This is a genomic window from Thalassolituus pacificus (assembly GCF_025318105.1).
Lineage (GTDB): Bacteria > Pseudomonadota > Gammaproteobacteria > Pseudomonadales > Oceanobacteraceae > Venatoribacter > Venatoribacter pacificus.
In genome coordinates this window covers 395,441-419,195 of record NZ_JAOANI010000019.1, presented here as the reverse complement: position 1 = coordinate 419,195, position 23,755 = coordinate 395,441, and the positions used below count along the sequence as shown (strand labels likewise).

The following is a 23,755-nucleotide window of genomic DNA, read 5'->3' as shown; positions in this document are numbered from 1 at the left end:
GGCTAACTCCGGCAAAGCATCGGGCATAAAGTTCCCGGCTGAGAATTCCCGCCGTTGAGGCTCTTACCGGGTATTTGCCCAGGCCTGTCTCAGGCTCAGTGGTGATTATGTGGATACCAGCGGTCACAGGCACGTTGATACAGCTGCTGTTTATCGGCGGCGGTGCTTGGCGCCCAGGTGGGCATGCTGCGTACCGCCGACATCAGAAACTCAATTAAGGTGAAGTGGCGGCGCAGAATGCGCTGATGGCGGTGTGGCAGTATCGGATTAAACAGGCTGTGGTAGCGGAACAGATGACGCGGGTTCTTTTTCACCCACAGCCAGGAGCCCATTTCCAGCGTTAATGGCAGATAAAGACCATCGGGTTGCTGCGCCATGTAATCGTCATACAGATAATCCCACAGGTCGCCATGGGTGGTGTAGCTGTGTGCCTGGGGTTCGAACAGGTACAGGTTGTGGCTGGGGTAGCTGTGTTCGAACAGTTGTGTCAGGGCACAGGCTTCCGGCAGTCCCGGCCAGGGATCGGTGCTTTTGGCATAAGGAAACCAGATGCGGTCTTTGTAGCCAAAGCCGGAGTGGCAATCGAGGGTGATGCAGTGTTTCTGCTGTTTAAGGCTGGCGCGGATGCTGTCGACCAGGGTCTGACTTTCGCATTCCATCGCTTCGCCTTTGCGCCCGCGGTACCAGGGCAGGTGACGGCTGATGCGTTGGCCGCCGACCAGAAATGGCGTACTACCGATGGCATCGACCGGCGCATTGCGCATTAAATCCACACCATTGGGGTTGGCGCGGCTGTTATTCCACATGCCGCCGGGGTTCACGATGGGGATAATCACCAGCCGGATTTGGGCCAGCATTTCCATGGCGGTCGGGTCCCAGTCGAGGCGGCGCAATAAGGTGCGCAGAAAAGACAAAATCACCTGGCTGCCAATGCGTTCGATGCCATGTACGCCGCCAATTAACGCCAGCGTCGGAGCCAGGGGGGAGGTTGAACCCATTTCCAGAACATAAAACGGCAACTTGAATGGGCCCTGTTGGATGTGAGCCGGAACGGAGACCCGTAAATGGCGGCGTCCGTATTCAATCAGGTGTTCCAGTTCGGTCAGTTCGGGCAGGGCTTTATTAATTTGGTAAATCCGTTGAATCACGTTGGCTGCATCCTTATTCTGCTCAGCCGACCTCTTTACCAGAATAGAGTAACAATTCGATGAAATCTTCCCAGTCGCTGCCCGACACTCCTCCTGACCGTTATCGCGGCTGGCACTGGGTCACCACCCTCTGGCCGTATCTGATGGAGTACCGCTGGCGGGTGATGGCGGCATTACTGTGTCTGGTTGCCGCCAAACTCGCCAGTGTGTCGATGCCTTTCTTACTCAAGTATCAGGTTGATCATTTAAGCAGCGTCGACAAACAAGGCATTGCCCCGGCGGATTGGTGGCTGTGGTTTCCGCTGGGTTTATTGCTGGCCTACGGTGCGGTGCGCTTTCTGAACGTCTTTATGGGTGAAGTGCGTGACCTGCTGTTTGGTCGTGTAACCGAGCGGGCAATGCGGCGCATGGCGCTGAAAGTATTCGAGCATCTGCATACCCTGAGTCTGGAGTTTCATCTCAACCGTCAGACCGGCGCGTTACAGCGCGATATCGAACGCGGCACCAACGGCATCAGTTTTTTGCTGCGCTTTATGATCTTTAACATTATTCCGACCTTCCTTGAGCTGTTTCTGGTGATTGGCTTGTTACTGGCCAATTACCCGCCGGTGTTCGGCATTATTACTGCGGTGGCGGTGGTGGCTTATGTGGCGTATTCGGTAAAAGTGACGGAGTGGCGAACTCATTATGTGCGTGAAGCGAATCGCATGGATTCCACCACCCATGCGCGTGCTCTCGACAGTCTGCTGAATTACGAAACGGTTAAGTACTTTACCGCCGAACGGCGTGAAGCCGAGGCTTATGACAGCGCTCTGGCGCAGTGGGAGCAGGCGCGGCGCATGAACCGCTTTTCGCTGTTCAGCCTGAACAGCGGTCAGGCGCTGATTGTGAGTGTCGCCATGGGATCCATGCTGTTGTTTGCCGCTTATTACGTGCTGATTGGCCGCATGACGCTGGGTGATTTTACGCTGGTGAATGCCTTTATGTTTCAGTTGTTTGTGCCGCTGAATTTTCTGGGTTTTGTGTACCGCGAAATTAAAGCCTCAATGGCCAATATTGAGCGTATGTTTGAGTTGCTGGATGAACAGTCGGCGGTCAAAGACAACGGCACGGAACCCTTGCACATCCGTAAGGGAGAGGTTGTATTTAACAATCTGCAGTTCGCCTATCAGCCAGAGCGGCCGATTCTGAAGGGCCTGAGTCTGACTCTGGAGGCCGGTAAAACACTGGCGGTGGTTGGTGCCAGTGGGGCCGGAAAATCGACCCTGACTAAATTGTTATTCCGCTTTTACGATGCTCAGCAGGGCGATATTCTGATCGACGGCCAGGCCATTCAATCGGTGCCGCAGCAGCAGTTAAGGCAGGTGTTGGGCATTGTGCCGCAGGATACGGTGCTGTTTAACGATACGCTGAAAAACAATTTACTGTATGCCCGACCGCAGGCCACCGATGCCGAGTTAACGGACGTGATCCGCATGGCGCATCTGCAGAAACTGGTGAACGAATGTCCGGCCGGTATGGAAACGGTGGTTGGTGAGCGTGGGCTGAAATTATCCGGCGGTGAAAAACAGCGCATTGCCATTGCCCGAATGTTGCTTAAACGTCCGGCAATTATGGTGTTTGATGAGGCGACGTCGTCACTCGATTCCCATACCGAACGCGGCATTATGGCGGAAATTCGCGAGGTCTCCCGTGGTCATACGGCGCTGATTATTGCTCACCGTTTATCGACGGTGGTCGATGCTGATGCCATTGCGGTAATCGACGACGGCCAGGTGGTGGAGCAGGGAACTCATCAGCAGTTGCTGGCTGGCGGTGGTGCGTATGCGGCTCTCTGGCAGGCGCAGCAGCAATCGGATGGTGTTGAGCAAACGGACGCTGAGGAAAAGTAATGCACCTGTTGATTGTTGATGCAATGAATCTGATCCGCCGTATTTATGCTGCGGCGGCTGATACTGAATTACCGCTGGAAGCGACCCGCAGTCGTTGTTTAAGTGCCATTGCGCGCAATGCGGAATACGCAAAAGTCAGTCATGTAGCCATGGTGTTTGAGCAGAAATGCCAGACCTGGCGCCATGATTTATGGCCGGATTACAAACTGGGTCGTCCGCCGATGCCAGAAGCCTTGCAGCAGGATCTGGCCGATATGCAGCGTTATTTTCAGCAGTCCGGGGTGTTTTGCCTCGATTTGGCTGGTTGGGAAGGCGATGATGTGATGGCGACATTGGCCAGTAAGGCCGCCTTTGCCGGTTTGCAGGTGACGATTCTGTCGACGGATAAAGGCTTCTGCCAGTTGGTGAATTCACGTTTGAGTGTACGCAATCATTTTGATCGTTTTACCTGGGATGAGCTTATGGTCGAACAGAAGTTCGGCCTTAAGCCGCAGCAACTGGCGGATTTCTGGGCGCTGACCGGCGATAGTACCAATCATCTGCCCGGTGTGCCGGGTATCGGGCCAAAGACGGCCGGTCATCTGCTGGATCAGTTCGGTTCGCTGGATGTACTGCTGGTGCAGCGAGAACAATGCGATACCAGGGTACGTAATGCCCTGAGCGAGCATTGGCCGACAGCATTACTGACGCGGGTTTTGGCCAGGTTGCGTACCGATGTGCCGCTGGGGTTCAACCTGCATGATCTGCGCTGGCAAAGCGGCCGCTGATGACTAGGGCCTGTTAACACCAATTAAACAGGCCTGTTATTGGCTAAAAGTTTCTCAGACAAGGCGCTGAGAGTGTGGCCTAACGGGTTAAGCGAGCGAACAGCAACGCAGGATGAGGAATGTTTAGCCATAACCCTTCGGGCTGAGGCCAGTTTTCCTCATTAACGTCGTCGTTCGTCATTCATTTAGCTCGCTAATATCACTCCTCTCTCCTTGTTCTGAGAAAAACTGGCTCTCAGCAGGCCTGATTCACTTAGTGTTAACAGGCCCTAGGATAAAGGGCGGCTGGTACTCAGCGGCCTGATTGATTAAAATCGCCGCCTTTTCTGTGAGGACGTTGTATGTCCGTCGATATCAAAGTCCGGGGTTATCACCTCGACATCTACCATCATGTTAACAACGGCCGCTATCTGGAATTTCTCGAGGAGGGGCGTTGGGATTACTTCGACCGTCATCAGTTTATTCAGTTATTTGAAGCGCAGAATCTGGCCTTTGTCGTGGCCAACATCAATATCAGCTACCGCCGTCCGGCGTATGCGGGTGAAGTCATCCGCATCAGTACCAGGATGGAAAAAATCGGCAATAAAAGTGCCCAGATGGTGCAGGAAGTTCGTCTGTTGGAAGACGGTGAGGCGACTACGCTGATCGCTGATGCGGTGGTGACTTTCTGCCTGATGGATTCAGAAACTCAGAAAGCGGTTGCGATTGAAGGCAATGCCCGGGCGGTGCTGCAAACCATGATTGAGGATGGTTTATGAGTGTGAAAGACGTATTGGCTGAAATTAACGGATTTCTGGGCTGTGTTACGCCGGATGTCTGGATTGATGAAGCGCTGAATAATCAGGAAACCCTGCTCATTGATCATGCCAATTGCGAAAAGAAGGCCGCTACTACGGCGATGAATCTGCTCTACAAGCACATTGACCGTGACGACCTGCTGAAAAAAATGAGTCAGCTGGCGCGTGAAGAGCTGCTGCACTTTGAGCAGGTGGTTAACATTATGAAAGACCGCGGCATTGCATACCGTCATGTGTCATCGTCCCGTTACGCGGCGGGTTTGCGTGAGCAGGTGCGAAAAGGTGGGGTGAATGAGCTGGTCGATGTACTGATTGTCGGTGCGTTTATCGAAGCCCGTTCCTGTGAACGTTTTGCCAAGCTGGCACCGTTTCTGGATGACGTTCTGGCAAAATTTTACCGCTCACTGTTGCGCTCTGAAGGTCGTCATTATCAGGATTATCTGGCGCTGGCTGCACAGTATGCCGACGCGCCCATTGCCGGGCGGGTGGCGGAATTCCGTGAGTTCGAGCGTGAACTGATCGAATCCCCCGATACTGAATTCCGCTTTCACAGCGGTGTGCCTGTGGCGGCTTAATCAGCCGTCACTGCTGGCGCGGATGATTTTACGGCAGACATCCGCAATATTACTGTATTCCTCTTCGTCGATGGCGCCGGCATCCAGATCGCGGCGCGCCTGGGACAGTCGCGCTTCAGCATCTTTCAGATCAGTAAAACGGCGGTTCGCTTCCAGTGCGTTAAGGACGGTACGTGCTGTCATGGTCTTCTCCTTTTGTGCTCCCTGTTGCCAGAAGACTAGGAAATAATCAGCAGGTGTGGAATCTGTCGGAAGTATTATTTTCTTTCTGTTGCTTCAATGCGGACAAATCTCGGTAAATGTGGCGTTTTTTGCTTTATTGCAGGCATTAATGCCTGGCGATGTTTTTGGACGATGTTGATATAAAAGTTTTTTATCCCTATGGGCAGCCGTTACTATAGGCGCCGCTATTTTTACTGTCAGAGTTGTGACTTATCTATGTCTGTTGAATCGAGTATTTTCAGTACGTTGACGTCCTGGTGGGATGGGCCAGACCGCGACCTGCATGGTTTGCAGCGCGTCGGTTCAGGGCAGGCGCCACTGCTGCATTTTCTGCATGGTAATGGTTTCAGTGCGCATACGCTGGCACCCATGGCAGATGCATTACCGTCGGACTGGAACCTGCTGCTGACCGACGTGCCGGGGCACGGCGGTTCACAGCAGCCAGCGCACCATATGCCCGATTGGCTGCGCATGGCCCGCCGTGTAGGGGATGCTCTGGAAGCACGCAATGACGGTCGCAAAGCCATTGGGATCGGCCATTCTATGGGAGGCGTGATGACATTGATGCTGGCCGCTGAGCGTCCGCATTTGTTTGAACGCATTATTTTGCTGGATCCGGTGTTGTTCTCGGCTGAAATTCTTCTGTTTCAGCGCTTGGCACGCAAAACAGGTTTGTGGAAACGCGGAGCACTGGTTAAAGCGGTTCAGGCCCGCCGTGCGGTTTGGCCGGATGCTGACCATCTGCGCCAGGACCTGCAGCGTAAGTCGCTGTACCGTAACTGGGATGCTGCAGCACTCGAAGGTTTTATTCAGGGGGCAACGAAGCCGACCCAGGAAGGGCTTGAACTGGCCTGTAATCCCGCCTGGGAAGCAGCCATCTTCGGTTCTTATCCGCGAGGGTTGTGGCAGGCAGTACACCGGGTGAGGGTGCCGGTCGATATTCTGGTAGCTGCTGACAGCTATCCCTTTATTCTTAAGTCGGCGCGCAAAGCAGTCAAAGCTAATCATCATATCCGCTTCGAAATGGCGCCGGGCAGCCACTGTTTCCCGATGGAACAGCCGCTGAAGACGGCACAGCGGATTCAGGCATTGTTGACGCAGAAGTCTTGATTTCGGTTCTCTGTTAAAACCTTTGTCAAATAAATAAGGGTAAGCTATTGTGGCTTAACCATTTGGCCTAATAAAAGAGAACTACGAGTAGGATTTATGAACATGGAGATTCAGGCAGCGCTTGATGTTGCCGATGAAACTGATTCATTTCTTCAGATTACCGACGTCATTTATGACAAGGAAACTGAGTCAGGATTTGAAGCGCTGACGGATGCAGAGAAAGCCGTTTTTTGTATTGATAACCTGTTAAAGGAAATGGAAAACGGTGGCTTCGTACAGTTCATCCACCACGACGTAGGAGCGTATGCTGAGGAAACCCTCGAAGCGCTGGAGAAAATTAAGGCAAAAGGGACTCATGCCCTTTTGGCGCGGTTAATCGACTTGTTTGATGGGCAGAAAATCCCTAAAGACGAAGATGAGCGTATTGAGATTTTTGATCATATCGAAAGCGAGCACGCAGACGAAATCGCCGAACTTGATGATCGCTTTTATGATGTGGGCGAAAATCTGGTTGAATTAACGCTGCTTTTTGTCAGTAAAAACCTGAAAGATTTCCGCTGATACAATCACCGGTGTTTAATGCCGCCGGTGATTAGCCGATATCTTTTAAGCAGTGGACGATAACAGCAATGATGCATTGGCTTGTGCGGCGTGTGCAGGGCTTTGGTCATGCCTTTTCTGGCTTGGCCTATATGTTGCGCACGCAAGTGCATGCACAAATTCATCTGCTTGCGGTTGTCGTCGTCGTCAGTGTCGGTTTTTTAACCGGCCTGGCAGCCTCTGAATGGACGGTGTTGGTCTTGTCCATGGCGCTGGTTTTGTCATTTGAGGCAATGAATACGGCGTTGGAAGCGCTGGCTGATGCGCTTCATCCCTCTCATCATCCCCTGGTTGGTAAAGCCAAAGATCTTGCTGCGGCTGCAGTGCTGGTATCGGCATTCGCATCTGTTATTATCGGCACGCTGATTTTTATTCCGCACTGGCTGTCGTAATCTTCTGGGTGATGTCAGCTTTTGCTTTTGAGGCGCAGCCGATCAGAAAACGTCAGTTAACTATTAATAAAAACAAGTATTAAGGAATTCTCCCATGACTCGTATCTTACTGGGCCTGGCGCTGGCCTGTAGCCTGATATTCAGTGTGAATGCCAGACAGCTTGAAGGTGCCGATATTGCAGAGCAGATCACACTGAATGGCCATGCATTGACTCTCAATGGTGCTGGTGTCCGTTCCAAATTCTTTCTTGATGTTTATGTCGCCGCGCTGTACCTGGGTAGCAAGAGTGATGATGCCAAGGCGATCGTTGCTGCTGATGAACCGATGGCGATTCGTTTGCACATTGTGTCCGGCATGATTAACAGCAAGCGTATGTCGGAATCGACCCGTGATGGCTTTGTCCGTTCGACCGGTGGCAATCTGGCTCCGATCGAACAGGATGTTGAAGAGCTGATTAAAGCTTTCCGTGATGAAGTGAAAGAAGGCGATGTATTCGAGCTGGCTTATACCCCGGAAAGCGGCGTAACCGTTTATCGCAATGGTGAAATGAAGTCGAACGTTAAAGGTCTTAAGTTTAAGCAGGCGTTGTTCGGTATCTGGTTATCTGAAGACCCTATTCAGAAATCGCTGAAAAAAGGCCTGATCAACGGCTGAAATAGTGAATTATAAAAAAAACGGGCTGCGGCCCGTTTTTTTATAGGTGCATTTTAACTCAGCATTTCTGGCAGGGCTCTGTCGGTGTTGTTGTGATCGTCATTTGGTCAAAAACGGACAATCTGTTCTCTATCGGTGTCAAATAAGGAATGTTTGGCGGATATGTATCCGGCATTATTCAAGGTGAATGTAAATTTGTCCTCAAATGTTGCAGAAGAACGCAGATTCCGGAATATAGCGAGGGGTTGATAAGTACGCCATCAGCATGATCAGTCAACGTAATGCCGTATCGTGAGCGTTTGCTGTCCGGGTCTGTTTGTTTCTCGTGCGAAACTGGCTTATTCGTCAGTTATTGCTTAACTTTTGCTATACACGACAAGGATGTAAAGCGGTTGTTGAATTCAATTGTCATCACCGATGGGGCAGGTTGTTGAATAATAATGAAGCGGTACTGACCTCTGTATCTGGCGACGCCTTTCTGCCTGAGCGAATCGTTTTGCTTGTGGTGGACGATGATGAGGCTGTGCTGCAGGTCACCCGTCTCGTTCTGTCCCGATTCCGTTATAAATCCCGCTCTCTGGAAATACTGGAAGCCAGCAGTGCCGCTCAGGCGAAGGCGACCCTGGCATTGCGTCCTGATATCGCGGTTATTTTGCTTGATGTGGTTATGGAAAGTGACGATGCCGGTTTGCGCTTGGTTGAGCACATCCGCCATGAACTGAATAACCATCATGTCCGCATTTTGTTGCGGACCGGACAGGCCGGCTATGCACCTGAGCGCCAAGTCGTGCAGGATTATGACATTAACGATTATCTGGTGAAGTCTGATGCCACTCAAAGCCGGCTTTTTTTGTCGCTGACTGCCGCCATTCGCAGTTTCAGTGACATTCTGCGGGCAGAAGAGCTGGCTCGGCGCATCGCCGAAGCGGAGCATCAGCGCCAGCTTGCCGATCGTGCTTCACTGGCGAAAACCGATTTTCTTGCTCATATGAGCCATGAAATCCGCACGCCGCTGAATGGTATTGCCGGTATTGTTGAGTTATTAGACGACACCGGGCTTTCTTCCGAGCAGGCTGAGCTGCTGCGCGATCTGCGTTATGTCAGCTCTGCGCTGCTGGGCATCGTCAATGATGTGCTGGATGTTGCCAAGATAGAAGCCGGTAAGCTGGAGCTTAACGTTCACGATTTTCACTTGCCGCAGTTGCTGGAAAAAGTCGCCGCTATCTTTGTTGTTGGTATGCAGCAGAAAGCCATTCGTTTTCAGGTTGAACAGGGCAATGATTTGCCGCAATGGGTGCGCGGGGATGCTCAGCGTATTCAGCAGATACTGATTAATTATCTCAGTAACGCTTATAAATTCACTCCGCAAGGTGGGCGGATAACGCTGCGCGTGTCCTGTGTTGTGGCGGCTGATGGCTATGAATTGATTGCCGAGGTGGACGATAACGGCAAGGGCATTCGTGCAGAGCGGTTGGCTGATATTTTTAATGCCTATGAACAGGAAAGCGCGCAAACGGCCAGTCATTATGGTGGAACCGGGCTCGGTTTGAGTTTATCCCGCAGTCTGGCGATGTTGATGAGTGGCTGTGTTGGCGCTGACAGTGAGCCCGGGTATGGCAGTCGCTTCTGGTTGCGGGTGCCGTTGGAGCGAGGAGAGGCTCCTGTGGTGGACGAGACTGCTGCTGATCCGCTGGCGGCTGATGCGCTTGCGGGTTGGGTGATTCTGATTAGTGAGGATGATCCGACCAGTCAGAAAATTATCCGTAAAATTCTGGAGCAACAAGGGGCTCGCGTTGAGGTCTTTGCGGATGGTCAGCAATTGCTGGACTCCGGTCTTTATCACACAGCGGACGTTATTGTGCTGGATTACCATATGCCGGTGCTGGATGGTCCATCAACTGCCCGGCGTTTACGTGAGCTGGATTACCAGGGACCTTTATTGGCGCTGACCGCAGGCATTGTTGATAGTGAGCGGGAAGCGTGTTTGCAGGCCGGCATGAACGATGTGCAGGGTAAGCCTCTGGATAAACAGCGGCTGATTAATTGGTTGTTAAATGCCCGCTGAGCGGGCACTGAATTATTCAGAGCCACCTGGCTCCGGAGGCATTAATCGCTCTGATGCTTTTCGCCCATTCTGGCAATGGCTTCGAGGCGGGCAATAATGTCACCATTAACACTGCCTGCGGTGAATTCCCCTTTGCTGTTTACCTTGCCTGCTTTGCGTTTCATCAAAATTTCGATGGCCTGATCCACGTGGGTAACGCAATGAACGTGAAACTTTCCTGCAGCAACTGCGCTGACGACTTCATCGTTGAGAATCAAATTCAGGCGGTTGGATGCCGGAATAATCACCCCTTGCTCACCGGTCAGGCCGCGAGCGGCACAGAGGCGGAAGAAACCTTCAATTTTTTCGTTCACACCACCGATTGCCTGAACTTCACCGTACTGATTAACCGAACCGGTAATGGCAAAACTTTGCTCAATAGGGGTGTGAATCAAGGCTGAAATAAGACAACACAATTCGCCCAGTGACGCACTGTCGCCATCGATGTAACCGTAGGATTGCTCCATGGCGATGTGGGCAGAAATAGCCAGCGGAAAACGCTGGGCATAGCGGTTGCCAAGAAAGCCGGTGAGAATCATCACGCCTTTGGAGTGAATGGCCTGTCCGAGAGATACTTCCCGCTCAATATCGACCACACCTTTGCTGCCCGGATAAACTGTCGCGGTGATGCGCGCCGGTGAGCCGAAACTGGTGTCGCCCAGTGACATCACGGTTAAGCCATTAATTTTGCCGACCGCCTTGCCGCTGGTTTCCAGCAGGACGGTACCGTCGAGCATCTGCTCAAACAGTTTGTCGTAGACACGTCCTGTGCGTTCAAATTTAGCCGCCAGGGCGCGATCAATATGGTCTGCACAAATGAGTTCATCCTGTGCCAGCTGGCGGATAAAGTCGGCTTCGGCCAGCAGGTCGAATTGCTCACCTATGCGGGCGCTGAGAACGTCCTGCTGCTCGGCCAAGCGTGCACTGTAACGCACCATGCGCACCACGGCGCTGTGGTCGAGGTCTGCGTAGCCCTGTTCTTCGATGCGACTTTTCAACAGGCGGGCATAAGCCAGCAGATGCTCATCGTTCAGCGGCAGGTCACTGTCGAAATCGACCACGGCGCGGAACAATCGTTTGAAGTCCTCATCGTACTCCTGCAGCAGGTAATACACCTGACGCGAACCAATTAAGACCAGTTTGAAATCCAGCGGAATCACCGCCGGTAACAGGGTCGTGGTGTTAATTAATCCCATTTCCGAATACGGGGATTCCATTTTTAACTGGCGTGATTGCAAGGCGCGTTTCAGGGCGTCCCACACCAGCGGCTCGGACAATACTTTTTCCGCATCCAGAATCAGGTAGCCGCCATTGGCTTTGTGTAAGGCGCCGGGGCAAACGCGGCGGTAGTTGGTCACCAGCGCGCCTTGCTCGTTAGCGTATTCAATTCGCCCGAACAGATTGGCGTAACTGGGGTGGGGTTCGTAAATGACCGGAGCACCACTGTTTTCCGCATGATGGGTGGCAATGTTCGGGGTCAGTGCTTCTTCGAGAATGCTGCGTTTGACGTATTCCTCGCGCAGCTCCAGCAGGCGCTCTTCAACCAGTTCTTCGAGTACCAGGCGCGGCAGGTGCTCTTCCATATCCTGCAGGTAGTTCAGGAGTTTTTCGTGGCCAACAAAGCGTGTACGGATGGGTTCGATCAGCGGCGTGATGGCGTTTTTGATGGTTTCCTGATTCAGCTGGCGCAGATCATTGCTGCTTTCACGCTTCCATTGTGGCAACTCTGACAGTTGTTCGCTGAGCATTTGTTCCAGTTCGGCGATGTTGTTATGGAAACCGTCGCGCTCTTCTTCGCTCAGTTGCGCGAATTCGGTTTCGTCCAGTGCTTTGCCTTCACGCATCGGCGTAAAACTGATGGCACTGGAATCGCGATACACCGCCACGCCGCGTTTATGCGCTTCGCGCTCAACGAATTCGATCGCTTTGTCGTAACGGCGGTTGAATACGTAGTCAATTGCGGACTTTTTCTGCTGATAGGTTGGGTGTTCCAGAGCAGCAGGGAAGGTGGCCAGCAGTTGGTCGATTAACTCGCTGATGTGCTGACGTAAAACCCCGGCTTCTTCCGGCTGCATTTCTACTGCTTGTGGCTCGCGCGGGTTACGGAAATTATTGACGTAGCACCAGACGCTGGGCGTTGCCTGACGTTTTGCTTCGCTTTTCAGGTAGTCGCGGACGTAGGATGAACGGCCGGTACCGGTTTCTCCCATGACAAAAATATTGTAGCCCGGACGCTGCATGGCCACGCCAAACTGAATGGCGTTAACGGCTCTGTCCTGACCAAGAACGCCCTGGAATATTTCCAGTTCGCGGGTGTCGGGAAAAGCAAAGGCGGATGGATTAATACGTTGTGTCAGGGCGGAAGCGTTAACTGCAGTCTGGAGTTTGGCCATTCGGAGTCGTCAATTTTGGCGAATAAAGGCGGTACAGTATTGAGAACGACAGGGCTTGGCAAGTCAGTCAGCGTTGCAATTCTTCGGCCGGTGGTGATAATTGCGCCGCTTTTACTACCGCGGGGGATGCATGTCCGTTCAGCCAGAAGACAGAACCACCATCGATATGTTTGCCGCCAATCGTCCGGGACGCCCACGCAGCAACCCTTATGAGCGTTCGCAGCAGTGTCGTTTCAATAAGCGTACGCAGCGGCAGCGCGATAAAGAACGTGGTCTGCACCGCCTGGAAGTCAAGCTGGATGCTCAGGTTGTTGAGCGGCTGGATGAAGTATGTACGGAGTTGAATCTGGCGCGCGCAGACGTGCTTGAGTTGGCTTTAAAGCATTGGCTGCACCTGTAATCGTTCAGTCTTAAGCAGGTATTTCTGCCGCTCGTGCAGCGGATCAATTGCGTTGCTGTTCCGTTGTTCACTAAACTGACACTATAATCAGCTTATACGTATAAACGAAAAGGATATCGTTGTGCATGGATTGCAATCGGGCATTCTTGTCCTGACCCTTCTGTTACCGCTTGCTGCCTGTGTTGGTGGCGGTAAAGCGACAAAATCTTCCGCCCTTGACGAAGGCGTTGCGCCTGGTCAGCTGAATCAGACGCTCGATCACCTCAGCCTTACGCCCGTCCCACTGTATGGCATGCCGGAGTTGGCGTTGGGTGCGGTGTGGCAAAGCGGTAGCGAGCCGATGTTGCAGGTTTGTGATCAGCATCGTCGTCCGCTGGATGCGGGCAAGCCTCTGGTGCTTTATATCGATGGTGAGCACGAAATCCTCAGTCTGCAGCGCTCAGATTCTCAGTCGGTATTTCATTGCAGTTATTTTGCCAGCAGTGCTGAGCAGCTGGATCGTATTGCCAGCAGTCAGACCGTGATGCTGCGCATCTACTTTAATGGTGAGGCGGTGGAGCAACGTATTTCCGGCACCATGTCCGATTATTTTTCCCGTCCCAAAATGCTGGGTCCGCAGCAGCGACTCAAGCGCTTTGTTGATGCTTTGCAGCATCTGAATCTCAGCAGTGCTTTGGTTGACGGCTAAAAAGCAGATAACTGCTTGATATCTCAGTGAGTTTTCGTTAATGTGCCGCCACCTGATGTTCATCGGGTCGTTATGGTGGCCTCTGCTGGTCCCCTCGCAACGATACGCCGCGAACCCCGCCAGGCCCGGAAGGGAGCAACGGTAGTGGCTGACTCGTGTGCCGGGGTGTGGCTGGTAGAGGTCATCTCCAAATTCTCCTGACTTTCCCATCCTTACAAGGTATTATGCGCCTCATTGCGTAATCTCTGGTGCTGGAAAATTCATGAGTTATCAAGTACTTGCTCGAAAGTGGCGACCACGTTTCTTTGATGAAATGGTGGGGCAGGAGCACGTGCTTAAAGCACTCATTAATGCCCTTAACGAACAACGTCTGCATCATGCCTATCTGTTTACCGGTACCCGTGGGGTCGGTAAAACCACCATTGCCCGCATTCTGGCCAAATGTCTCAATTGTGAGCAGGGAATCAGTGCCCGCCCTTGTGGTGAGTGCAGTGCCTGTCGCGAGATTGCCGAAGGTCGCTTTGTTGATCTGATTGAAGTCGATGCCGCATCGCGCACCAAGGTAGAAGATACGCGCGAGCTGCTGGATAACGTCCAGTATGCGCCAAGCCGTGGCCGCTTTAAGGTTTACCTGATTGACGAAGTGCACATGCTGTCGACGCACAGTTTCAATGCGCTGCTGAAAACACTGGAAGAGCCTCCTGCTCACGTTAAATTTCTGCTGGCAACCACCGATCCGCAAAAATTACCGGTTACGGTATTGTCGCGTTGCCTGCAATTCAGCCTGAAAAACATGACTCCGGAACGCATTGTTTCGTATCTGGAGAAGGTGCTTGAGGCAGAAAAAATCGGCTATGAAGAACCTGCCTTGTGGCAGCTTGGCCGTGCCGCTCAAGGCAGTATGCGCGATGCGCTCAGCCTTACCGATCAGGCCATTGCTTATGGTGAGGGTCTGGTGGGCGAAGCTCAGGTTAATGCCATGCTGGGCACTATGGATCGTGGCCGCTTGTTCAAGATGGCTGAAGTTATGGCCAAGGCCGATGCTGCTGAGGTGATGAATGAAGTGGCGGCCATGGCTGAGCATGGTCCGGACTATGACGAAGTACTGCAGGGGCTATTGACCATCTGGCACCGTGCGGCGTTAGGCCAGGTTGTACCGGATGCTATTGAAAACTCGCAGGGCGATCGTGATGCGATTCTGCAGCTGGCGATGGCGATGCAACCGGAAGATCTTCAGCTGTATTATCAGATTGCTCTCAGTGGTCGTGCCGATCTGGCGCTGGCCCCGGACCCGCGTCAGGGTTTTGAGATGATTTTGCTGCGTATGCTGGCTTTCCGTCCTGCACCTGCAGCTCCGCTCGAACTTGATCTGGAATCGGCGCTGCAAAAAAAAAAGCGTCTCAGTCCTGAGTCGCTGATTGCCGATGAGCCTTCAGCTTTGGCGGGTGTTGCTTCAGAAACGGCTTCAGAAACGGCTTCAGAAACGGCTTCAGAAACGGCTTCAGAAACGGCTTCAGAAACGGCTTCAGAAACGGCTTCAGAAACTGCGCTGGCTTCTGTTCAGTCTGCGGTTGATGCATCGCCTGCCGCTTCATCGTTTACTGAATGTTCGAATGCTGAGCCTTCTCTTGCTGAATTACCTGCCTCCGCGTTAAACCATGAAGAATCCTCAGCGGCTCTGGCTGCAGAAGAACAAGCCTCTCATGAAGGGCTTGATGAGCAGCCTCAGAAAACGCCCCAGGACTCTGTATTGCCCGATGAAGCGCCAGCCTCATCGGCGGTGAATTCTGCTCCTGAGCTGAGCGATCATTCAGCGGTTGTGGGGGGCGAGCCTTATTCCCGTTCACCTGACGATTTCGCAGATTCCGGTTTGGATGATTCTGATTCGGATGATTACGGGCATCGGCCCTCTGAAATCGCCGATAGTGATGCGGGCAGCACCGCAGCTGTCAGCGCGACCAGCGTCGCGGGTGAGCCATCCGTCAATCTTGCCGTTGAGCAGCCTGCTGCGCAGACCGATGATGCTCCGACGCCTTATACCTGGTGGCAGTGGGTTACCCGCCTGAAGCTAGCTGGCCTGCCAATGGCCATCGCCCGCAACAGCGCGCTGGTGCAGGTGGATGGTGATCGTTATATTTTTGATGTCGACCCGGTACAGGGCGCATTATTCAATGATGGACAGCGTCTGCGTATTCAGGATGCAATGCGTGAATGGTTACCGCAGGCTGTGGTCGAAATGAGCCTGCAGTTGCCGCGCGGCGAGACGCCGGAGCAGCGCCGTCAGCGCGAAGCCGCCGAAGCGCACTATGGTGCTAAGCAGGCGATCGAGGCTGACCCGCTGGTGCAGCGGATTCTGGCCGAATTTGGTGGATTTGTAGTGGACGACAGTGTTCGTCCGGTCAGTTAAATACAGCCGGTCAGCCCAATGGCCGGACAGCTAAATACCGATAGTGGAGAATATTATGATGAAAGGTGGAATGGGGAACCTGATGAAGCAGGCCCAAAAGATGCAGGAGCAACTGCAACAGGCACAGGCAAAACTGGCCGATGCAGAAGTCACCGGCGAATCCGGTGCCGGCCTGGTAAAAGTCACCATGAATGGTCGCCACGATGTTAAACGTGTTGAGCTGGATGATTCCATCATGGAAGAAGACAAAGAAATGCTGGAAGACCTGCTGGCGGCGGCGGTAAATGATGCCGTGCGTAAAATCGAACAGCAGAATCAGGAGCAAATGGGCAAGCTGACCGCAGGAATGGGTCTGCCTGCGGGCATGAAACTGCCATTCTGATATGCAGCTACCCGCAGAATACCGCCAGCTGATTGATTGCTTTGATGCTTTGCCGGGTATTGGGCCGCGTGCGGCCGCACGCCTGGCCCAGCACGTACTTGAGCATGACCTTGGCGAACGCCTGCAGCAGGCGATTCTGCGTGGACGTGATGCGCTGCAGCATTGCAGTCAATGCCGCAGTTACAGTCTGACGCCCACCTGTACCTTGTGTGCTGACGGCGAGCGTCAGCAATCGCGTTTATTGGTCCTCGCCGGCGTAGACGATCTAACGCTGTGGGAAGAAGCCGGATATCGTGGTGGTTATTTCATTTTGCATGGTCTGCTGTCGCCGGTATCAGGTGTCGGGCCACGCCAGTTGCATCTGCCGCAGCTGAAGCGAAGAGTCGAAGCGCTGCTTGCCGGCGAAGATATCCGCTCTGCGGATATTGCTTCAGCAGGTATTCCGGCCGTACATGAACCATCGACGGCCGGACCGTTGCTGGTGCAGGTCGTGCTGGAGTCTTCTGTTGAAGCCGATGCTACCGGACAATTTATTCAAGATATGTTGGCGGATCTTGCCTGCCAGGTGCAGGTATTAACTCCGCGGCAACTGGATGCTGATTTACAGCGTGCGCAGCGATCATCTGCCGCAGGTTGTGCCCCGGCAGGAGCAGAAGAATGACGCGTCTGAAAATTCCTCAACCGCAATGGATTACCACAGAAGAGCAACTGCAGGACGCTTGCAGGCTGTGGTGTCAGGAAGCCTACATTGCGGTGGATACTGAATTTGTCCGCACCACAACGTTTTATCCGGAAGCCGGTTTGCTGCAAATTGCAGACAGCCATGGCAGCTACCTGATTGATCCGTTAACCATCAGTGACTGGCAGCCGCTGGTAGAGGTTCTGCAACATCCTTTGGTGGTTAAGGTGTTTCATGCCTGCACCGAAGATCTTGAAGTCTGTCGCCGCCTTACCGGCGTCGTGCCAGCGCCATTGGCTGACACTCAGATTGGCGGAGCCATGGCCGGACTTGGCGCGTCGATGGGTTTTCAGCGTCTGGTAAAAGAAGTGCTGAACATCAATCTGCCGAAAGAAGAAACACGATCTAACTGGCTGATGCGACCGCTGCGTGAAGAGCAGATCAGTTATGCGGTTGCCGATGTTCATTATCTGTACCGCTTGTATCCGAAGCTGGTGTCGTTGCTGAAAAAGCTGGGGCGTCAGTCCTGGCTGGCGGAGGATTGCGAACGATTGCTGACGCTGTCAGAAAAATCAGAAAAGGCCAGTCTGTATTTTCGCCGGGTAAAACTGGCGTGGAAGTTACGCCCGCAAGAATTATTGCTGCTGCAACATCTGGTGTTATGGCGTGAACAGCAGGCGCGTGAGCGCAATGTGCCGCGTAGTAAAGTCGTCGACGATAACAGTCTGTGGAATATTGCGCGCTTCAAACCGCGTAATCGTGATCAGCTGATAAAGGCCGGGATGCGTCCGCAAGCAGTGCGTGAAGACGGCAAGTTACTGTTGGATATTGTCAGCCAGATTCAGGCCATGGATAAAAGCCTGTGGCCGAGGCAGCTGGACAAACCGCTCTCGCCTCAGGCCGGGCAGTGGTTAAAACTGCTTAAAGAAACCGTGGTGAGCAAGGCTGAATTGCTGAATATTCCGCCGGATTTGTTGGCCAGAAAAAAAGCCCTGGAAGCGTTGATACGCTCTGGATACCCGAATGGCCCCTTCAAATTGCCGGAAAGTCTCAGCGGCTGGCGTAAGGCGGAAATCGGGGATTATTTAATGATGATTTTGCAGGATCAGACGAGAGTGATCTCGCTGAGAAAACCGAGCCATGACGAAAGTACTGTGTGACGTCTACAAGACGAAAAAGAAAGATGAAGCTTACCTCTACGTTTCCCGCAAAGATGCGCTGACGCGTGTTCCGGATGCGTTGATCGAACAATTTGGCAAGCCTGAACTGGCAATGACCATGATTCTGACGCCGGAGAAAAAACTGGCCAGAGCCGATATCGACAAGGTTCTTCAGGCATTGGATGAGCAGGGGTTTTATCTGCAGATGCCACCGGCTAAAGAGACCTACATGCTCGATTTGTTCTGCAAACTGGACAAAGAATGAGCGCGAAACCTTTTTGGGAAGAAAAAACGCTGCGCGAGATGAGCCGCTCAGAGTGGGAATCTTTGTGCGACGGCTGTGGTTTATGTTGTCTGCATAAACTCGAAGACGAAGACAGTGGTGAGGTGTATTACACCGACGTTCATTGCCGCTATATGGATACCAGTAATTGCAGTTGCACAGTTTATCAGGAGCGCAATATCAAGGTGCCAAACTGTGTCTGGCTGAGTCCGGAGCAGGCCGAAAGCTTTTTCTGGCTACCGGAAACCTGTGCTTATCGTCTGCTGGCCGAAAAAAAGCCGCTTTTTGACTGGCACCCGCTGGTTTCCGGCAATCCGGCTTCTGTTCATGAGGCTGGTATTTCAATTCTGAATAAGGGAATTGCAGACGACCAAATTCCCGAAGATGAGTGGCAGGATCGTATTATATGGAAGGCATAATTCAGTTTTTACCCTTTTGGGCGGCCTATCTGGTATCTGCTCTGGTAGGCTACTGGTGCTGGAACCGGATGTTTTTCTGGCTGGCACAAGACAGTGATGTTCGACGTTTTTTACGCATGATTGGTGCGGTGTTGCTGTTTACCCCGGCTCCGATTGCGCAAGATTCAAATTATTTCGCCCCGGTTTTGGTCGTCTTGCCTTTTACCGCGATCAACGAAGGCATTAATGCTGCCCTGTATGCCGTTAGCTGGTTACTGGCAGCACTTTGTCTCGGTGTTTTGGTGTTAGGCATACGCCAGTTATTGCTTTGGCTGCGCAGTCGGCTGCGGACAAATAATGAACAGGATGAGGCGCACTGAGTGCGCCTTTTTTATTTTTAACGCCCCATCATGCGCGCAACCTGCCTTTCTTTTACGCTTCAGGCAGCAATGAGCGGCAGTAAAAGTCTTTTGATAATCAATTGTTCATTAAATAATCAAGAGCGTTTCCAGCCTACTATTCAGGGTTTAATTTTTTTATCCCGGCATTTTTCCCAGTTATGCATTTTTTTTATTACTTTTCTGGCTAACCCATAAAACTTTGCTAGTTTTAATGCAGGAGTGTTCTGTATTTCTGACGGTCTTCCTCAGGTGGCCGGCGTAATCCGGAGCGGTACTTAAACTTGGGGTTTTCCGTCAGTGGAGTAATCGGATTAGGGGCAGCAGAGTCTGCGCTCTAACGGATGAGAGGTTGGAAACATGGCTAATCATATCTTCATTCTGGCAACTGTGATGCTGTTAGCTGGCATTTTTGGGGGGCTGGTGAATTATTATCTGTATGGGGATAAAGATCCCGATGCAGCAAGTCTGCCACGATTTTTAGTGGTGGGTGTAGGTGCGTCATTTCTGGTGCCGGTGGTACTGGATATGGTTAACAGCGAACTTGTTCTTGAAAGCCAGGGTGATCCGTCACGCTTGCTGATTTTTACAGGCTTCTGTCTTATTTCAGCGCTGCTGAGCCGCTTCTTTATCGATAATCTGTCAGACCGGATTCTCAATGAAGCGCAGGTCGCGAAACAACGTTCCGAAGAAGTACAACAGAATCTGCGTATTATTCAGAGCGAACTGCTGCCGCTGATTGATACCGAAACTGAGCAGGATACCAGCGGTGAAGATCCGCAGGTTGTACAGGTTAATGACGAACTGGATGTTACTTCGACCCATGTTCTGAAAATTCTTTCCAGCGGACGCTTTATTTTCCGTTCTCTGGCCGGGGTTTGTCGTGAAGCCAATGAAGAAGAGTCGACCATTCTGAAAACATTGCATGTGCTGGTAACCCGTAGTCTGGCCGGTAAGGTCAGCGGTAAAAACGGTGTTCGCTGGCATATCACTGAGAAAGGCCGTCGCGTACTCGAATCTAACCTGTAACAGTGTTGCCCCCGGGAGCAGTTATGATGATTAATCGTTGGCTGTCGGGGGTGATATTTCTATCACTCCTGTCATTTTTTGCCGTAACGTCTGCGGCTGAACCCTCTGTAAAACCCTCTGATGTACGCATCATTATCGATATCTCCGGCAGTATGAAGGAGACAGATCCCGATAATCTGCGTATTCCTGCCTTAAATTTGCTGGTTGAATTATTACCGGATCAAGCTCAGTCCGGAGTCTGGACATTTGGTCGTTACGTCAACATGTTGGTACCACTGGGGTCGGTTGATCAGGCGTGGCGTGATGCTGCAAAAGCGCAGGGACAATCAATTAACTCGGTTGGTTTACGCACCAATCTCACCGATGCGTTGGCCAGGGCCAGTTGGAAAGTCGCAGCCGACAGTGGTTTTAATCACAGTGTTATCCTGCTGACCGATGGCAAAATCGACATGGCTGAAGCCGGTCAGGATGCTGATAAAGTCAACGCTGCAGAAAGGGAACGCCTCTTTAGCGAAGTGTTGCCTGTTTATGCCGCCGCCGGTGCCCGTATTCATACCCTGGCGCTGTCGGAAGAAGCGGACAAAGAATTACTGCAACAAATATCGCTGGAAACCGGTGGCCTGTTTTTGCAGGCTTCCAGCGCGGATGAATTACTGAAAGCGTTTCTGAAAGCCTTTGACCGTGCGGTACCGGTTGAACAAGTCCCGATGGACGACAACCGCTTTGATATTGATGCCAGCGTCAAAGAGTTTACGGCACTTATTTTCCGTAAAGGTGGTGGTAAAGAAACCCGTCTTGTTCAGCCCAATGGAACCGTTATTGCCTATCAGGGGGCGCAGCAGCAGGCGTCTGTGCGCTGGCATCGGGATGTTAATTTCGATTTGATCACCGTGCAGTCACCGGAGGCCGGAAGCTGGGCTGCTGATGCTGACCTCGACCCTGATAACCGTGTGCAAATCCTTTCTGATCTGACCTTGAGCGTTGATGGTCTGCCGATCAGTTTGTTTTCCGGTAATCCGATCGATCTTGCGATAGCGTTGAAAAACGCCGGCACCGTGGTGGCCGAAGATGCGTTGTTACGTCTTACCGATATCAGTCTTAAGGTCACTGCTCCGGATGGTCGCTCGGGCAGTAAATTATTATCAGACCCGGAAAAACTACCGGAAGATGGTGTTTTCCGTGAGGCATTAACCCGTCTCTCACAGGTTGGTGAATACCGTTTTGAAATCAATGCCATTGGTCGCACATTCCAACGTCGCCAGGTGTTAAGTTCCACATTAATGGAACCGCTACGGGTTGAGGTGAATCCTCTGCCAGCTGAGCAGAAAGTTGAAATTCGTGTTATTCCGGAAGGCGCCAATGTCGACTCGGGCCTGAGTCGGGTGATCGCTAAAATAAGCAGTCCGGACGAGAGCTCAATCATTCAATCGATGGAGTTTGATGCTGAACGACAAGCCTGGTTGCTGGATTTACGCGCTGATAAAGGCCCGGGGAGCTATGACGTTGTACTGAATATCCGCGGCGTGTCCAAGGGCGGGGCGACGTTCAAAAGTAAGCCTGATGATATTCGTATTGAATTCCCATTGGTCGATCCTGATGCGCCGGTTACGCCAGATAATCAGGCAGAAGAGGCTGCATCGACTGCGGATTTGCCTGCGGCTGCAGAGGTTGCTCCTGCGGTTGCTGAAAACGCCAGTGATGACAAAGCATCAGAAGTGAATGCTGCGACAGATAAACCAACAGAAGAAAAGGCACCTGAAGAAAAGGCAGCCGAAGCAGCGCCCGTCGTTGAGCCGGTGAAACCGGATCTTGCCAAACGTTTTGCTGAACAGGAGGCTGAAACAGAAGCTCCTGTAGCTGAAGAAGAAGGCATCGCCTGGTGGGTGTACCTGCTTCTGGCGCTGGGGAATCTGCTCATTTTTGGCGGAGCCGGTTACTGGTGGTTTATGAAACGCCGTCAGAGTAAAGATGCTGCTGCGCCGGCATCGGCCGACCATAAGGCACTGCCGGATGACCTGCAGCACGACGACCTGACGGATGAAGATTTTGCCGGTGATTTTGATGCCTTCGATGGCGAATCGGAAGAAGAAATACCACTGCCATCCTCTGCGCCATCTTCCATGGGAGGAGATGCTGATATCAATGTCTCGATGGATGATGATTTCGACATTGATCCGGATGAAAACAAAGCCGCAGACGAAGATTGGGGTGAATTCGACACCAATGATGATCCGCTTGCCGATGCCGCCGATGATGACACTAATAAACCCGGCTGAATAACACCACGCCCGCCTGGCGGGCTGCAAAGACCTGCACGGGTTCGGTCCGGCCGGTAACCCCGGGGTTGCTGGCCGCTAATGCCTTGCTGATAAGCACCCTCAACCATATACTGCTGACCTATTTTGTCGAATGAATGACTTAGAGGTTAGTATGAAGTTTCAGGGCACCCAGGAATACGTTGCAACGCCGGATCTGCAGCTGGCAGTGAATGCCGCCATCGCATTACAGCGTCCACTGCTGTTAAAAGGGGAGCCTGGTACCGGTAAAACCATGCTGGCAGAGCAATTAGCCGAGTCTCTGGGTACCGACCTGATTCAATGGCACATTAAAAGCACAACGAAGGCTCATCAGGGCCTTTATGAATACGATGCTGTATCGCGTTTGCGTGATTCCCAGCTGGGTGTCGACAAAGTCCATGACATTGCTAACTACATCGTTAAAGGCAAACTGTGGCAGGCGTTTACCGCCGACAAACCCGTTGTTCTGCTGATCGATGAGATTGATAAGGCCGATATCGAATTCCCTAACGACCTGCTGCTGGAACTCGATAAAATGGAGTTCTTTGTGTACGAAACGCAGGAACGTATTGTCGCCAGGCACCGCCCGATCATTCTGATCACCAGTAATAATGAAAAAGAACTGCCGGATGCATTTTTACGCCGCTGCTTCTTCCATTACATCGACTTCCCCGATCGCGACACGATGAAAGCCATCGTTGATGTGCACTTTCCGCGCATTCAGGCTGAACTGGTGCGCGATGCGCTGGACGTTTTCTTCGATGTGCGTAAGGTGCCGGGCATGAAGAAAAAGCCTTCTACCTCTGAATTGATTGATTGGCTGAAATTGCTGATGGCTGATGAGATAGGTCCGGACGTGTTGCGTAACGCCGACCACACCAAAGCCATTCCGCCGCTTTATGGTGCGCTGCTGAAAAATGAGCAGGATGTACAGTTGCTGGAAAAACTGGCTTTTATGAGCCGTCGCAAAGGCTGATCT

General features: G+C 52.3%; 24 protein-coding genes and 1 other RNA gene. 22 read left to right on the top strand and 3 right to left on the bottom strand.

Translation table 11 applies throughout. From position 1 onward, the window contains the following. Nucleotides 1-95: 95 nt before the first annotated feature. Entirely contained in the window at nt 96-1,148 is a 1,053-nt protein-coding gene (locus tag NYR02_RS12550; RefSeq protein WP_260976695.1) for a M14 family metallopeptidase, read from the bottom strand. 59 nt (nt 1,149-1,207) lie between these two features. On the opposite strand from NYR02_RS12550, the gene NYR02_RS12545 reads away from it, so the two are divergent. The 4 genes from NYR02_RS12545 (at nt 1,208) to NYR02_RS12530 (ending at nt 5,179) form a co-directional block, all read left to right on the top strand. Continuing rightward, the gene (locus NYR02_RS12545; protein WP_260976694.1) at nt 1,208-3,040 is read left to right on the top strand and encodes an ABCB family ABC transporter ATP-binding protein/permease; all 1,833 of its coding nucleotides are present in this window, start codon (nt 1,208-1,210) and stop codon (nt 3,038-3,040) included. Then, on the top strand, nt 3,040-3,807 hold the full coding sequence (xni, locus tag NYR02_RS12540; protein WP_260976693.1) for a flap endonuclease Xni: 768 nt from the start codon (nt 3,040-3,042) through the stop codon (nt 3,805-3,807). The genes NYR02_RS12545 and xni overlap by 1 nt, the downstream gene beginning before the upstream one ends. Before the next feature lie 341 nt (nt 3,808-4,148). Further along, nucleotides 4,149-4,565 (top strand): acyl-CoA thioesterase, encoded by a 417-nt coding sequence (locus tag NYR02_RS12535; protein ID WP_260976692.1) that lies wholly within the window; start codon nt 4,149-4,151, stop codon nt 4,563-4,565. Further along, nucleotides 4,562-5,179, top strand: a complete 618-nt coding sequence (locus tag NYR02_RS12530; protein ID WP_260976691.1) for a MiaE family protein — start codon at nt 4,562-4,564, stop codon at nt 5,177-5,179. The genes NYR02_RS12535 and NYR02_RS12530 overlap by 4 nt, the downstream gene beginning before the upstream one ends. Here NYR02_RS12530 and NYR02_RS12525 read toward each other — a convergent pair whose 3' ends face one another. Then, the gene (locus NYR02_RS12525) at nt 5,180-5,362 is read right to left on the bottom strand and encodes a gas vesicle protein GvpG (RefSeq protein ID WP_260976690.1); all 183 of its coding nucleotides are present in this window, start codon (nt 5,360-5,362) and stop codon (nt 5,180-5,182) included. A gap of 255 nt (nt 5,363-5,617) precedes the next feature. On the opposite strand from NYR02_RS12525, the gene NYR02_RS12520 reads away from it, so the two are divergent. The 5 genes from NYR02_RS12520 (at nt 5,618) to NYR02_RS12500 (ending at nt 10,223) form a co-directional block, all read left to right on the top strand. Continuing rightward, the gene (locus NYR02_RS12520; protein ID WP_260976689.1) at nt 5,618-6,511 is read left to right on the top strand and encodes an alpha/beta fold hydrolase; all 894 of its coding nucleotides are present in this window, start codon (nt 5,618-5,620) and stop codon (nt 6,509-6,511) included. A 96-nt stretch (nt 6,512-6,607) separates the two neighbouring features. Next, a complete protein-coding gene (locus NYR02_RS12515; RefSeq protein WP_260976688.1) occupies nt 6,608-7,072 on the top strand; it encodes a DMP19 family protein in 465 nt (154 codons plus the stop codon). Nucleotides 7,073-7,164: 92 nt separating this feature from the next. Continuing rightward, nucleotides 7,165-7,503 (top strand): diacylglycerol kinase family protein, encoded by a 339-nt coding sequence (locus tag NYR02_RS12510; protein WP_260976687.1) that lies wholly within the window; start codon nt 7,165-7,167, stop codon nt 7,501-7,503. Between the two features lie 94 nt (nt 7,504-7,597). After that, on the top strand, nt 7,598-8,158 hold the full coding sequence (locus NYR02_RS12505) for a chalcone isomerase family protein (RefSeq protein WP_260976686.1): 561 nt from the start codon (nt 7,598-7,600) through the stop codon (nt 8,156-8,158). Between the two features lie 430 nt (nt 8,159-8,588). Next, a complete protein-coding gene (locus tag NYR02_RS12500) occupies nt 8,589-10,223 on the top strand; it encodes a response regulator (protein ID WP_260976685.1) in 1,635 nt (544 codons plus the stop codon). Nucleotides 10,224-10,264: 41 nt separating this feature from the next. Here the strand turns inward: NYR02_RS12500 and NYR02_RS12495 are convergent, their stop codons facing one another. Then, on the bottom strand, nt 10,265-12,655 hold the full coding sequence (locus NYR02_RS12495; protein WP_260976684.1) for a Lon protease family protein: 2,391 nt from the start codon (nt 12,653-12,655) through the stop codon (nt 10,265-10,267). Between the two features lie 130 nt (nt 12,656-12,785). Between NYR02_RS12495 and ybfE the strand changes: the two genes are divergently transcribed. The 13 genes from ybfE to NYR02_RS12430 all read left to right on the top strand — a co-directional run bounded on the left by ybfE (nt 12,786) and on the right by NYR02_RS12430 (nt 23,752). Then, nucleotides 12,786-13,055, top strand: coding sequence for a LexA regulated protein (ybfE, locus tag NYR02_RS12490; RefSeq protein WP_260976683.1), 270 nt, complete (start codon nt 12,786-12,788; stop codon nt 13,053-13,055). A gap of 121 nt (nt 13,056-13,176) precedes the next feature. Next, nucleotides 13,177-13,743, top strand: coding sequence for a hypothetical protein (locus NYR02_RS12485; RefSeq protein WP_260976682.1), 567 nt, complete (start codon nt 13,177-13,179; stop codon nt 13,741-13,743). An 83-nt stretch (nt 13,744-13,826) separates the two neighbouring features. Next, nucleotides 13,827-13,923: signal recognition particle sRNA small type (gene ffs, locus NYR02_RS12480), an RNA gene on the top strand. An 82-nt stretch (nt 13,924-14,005) separates the two neighbouring features. After that, complete coding sequence (gene dnaX / locus NYR02_RS12475; protein WP_260976681.1) at nt 14,006-16,150, top strand: DNA polymerase III subunit gamma/tau; 2,145 nt, start codon at nt 14,006-14,008, stop codon at nt 16,148-16,150. A 55-nt stretch (nt 16,151-16,205) separates the two neighbouring features. Then, nucleotides 16,206-16,532 (top strand): YbaB/EbfC family nucleoid-associated protein, encoded by a 327-nt coding sequence (locus NYR02_RS12470; RefSeq protein WP_260976680.1) that lies wholly within the window; start codon nt 16,206-16,208, stop codon nt 16,530-16,532. A gap of 1 nt (nt 16,533) precedes the next feature. Continuing rightward, nucleotides 16,534-17,193, top strand: a complete 660-nt coding sequence (locus tag NYR02_RS12465; RefSeq protein ID WP_260976679.1) for a hypothetical protein — start codon at nt 16,534-16,536, stop codon at nt 17,191-17,193. Beyond that, nucleotides 17,190-18,371, top strand: coding sequence for a ribonuclease D (gene rnd, locus NYR02_RS12460; protein WP_260976678.1), 1,182 nt, complete (start codon nt 17,190-17,192; stop codon nt 18,369-18,371). The genes NYR02_RS12465 and rnd overlap by 4 nt, the downstream gene beginning before the upstream one ends. Then, entirely contained in the window at nt 18,352-18,636 is a 285-nt protein-coding gene (locus NYR02_RS12455) for a YcgL domain-containing protein (RefSeq protein ID WP_260976677.1), read from the top strand. The genes rnd and NYR02_RS12455 overlap by 20 nt, the downstream gene beginning before the upstream one ends. Beyond that, the gene (locus NYR02_RS12450) at nt 18,633-19,073 is read left to right on the top strand and encodes a YcgN family cysteine cluster protein (protein ID WP_260976676.1); all 441 of its coding nucleotides are present in this window, start codon (nt 18,633-18,635) and stop codon (nt 19,071-19,073) included. The genes NYR02_RS12455 and NYR02_RS12450 overlap by 4 nt, the downstream gene beginning before the upstream one ends. Then, complete coding sequence (locus NYR02_RS12445) at nt 19,061-19,432, top strand: hypothetical protein (protein ID WP_260976675.1); 372 nt, start codon at nt 19,061-19,063, stop codon at nt 19,430-19,432. Before NYR02_RS12450 ends, NYR02_RS12445 begins: the two co-directional genes overlap by 13 nt. A gap of 378 nt (nt 19,433-19,810) precedes the next feature. Then, the gene (locus tag NYR02_RS12440; RefSeq protein ID WP_260976674.1) at nt 19,811-20,479 is read left to right on the top strand and encodes a YEATS-associated helix-containing protein; all 669 of its coding nucleotides are present in this window, start codon (nt 19,811-19,813) and stop codon (nt 20,477-20,479) included. Between the two features lie 23 nt (nt 20,480-20,502). Beyond that, nucleotides 20,503-22,755 (top strand): VWA domain-containing protein, encoded by a 2,253-nt coding sequence (locus tag NYR02_RS12435; RefSeq protein WP_260976673.1) that lies wholly within the window; start codon nt 20,503-20,505, stop codon nt 22,753-22,755. Nucleotides 22,756-22,909: 154 nt separating this feature from the next. Next, nucleotides 22,910-23,752: an AAA family ATPase gene (locus NYR02_RS12430; protein WP_260976672.1), complete on the top strand. Its 843-nt coding sequence runs from the start codon at nt 22,910-22,912 to the stop codon at nt 23,750-23,752. The last annotated feature ends 3 nt before the right edge of the window (nt 23,753-23,755 follow it).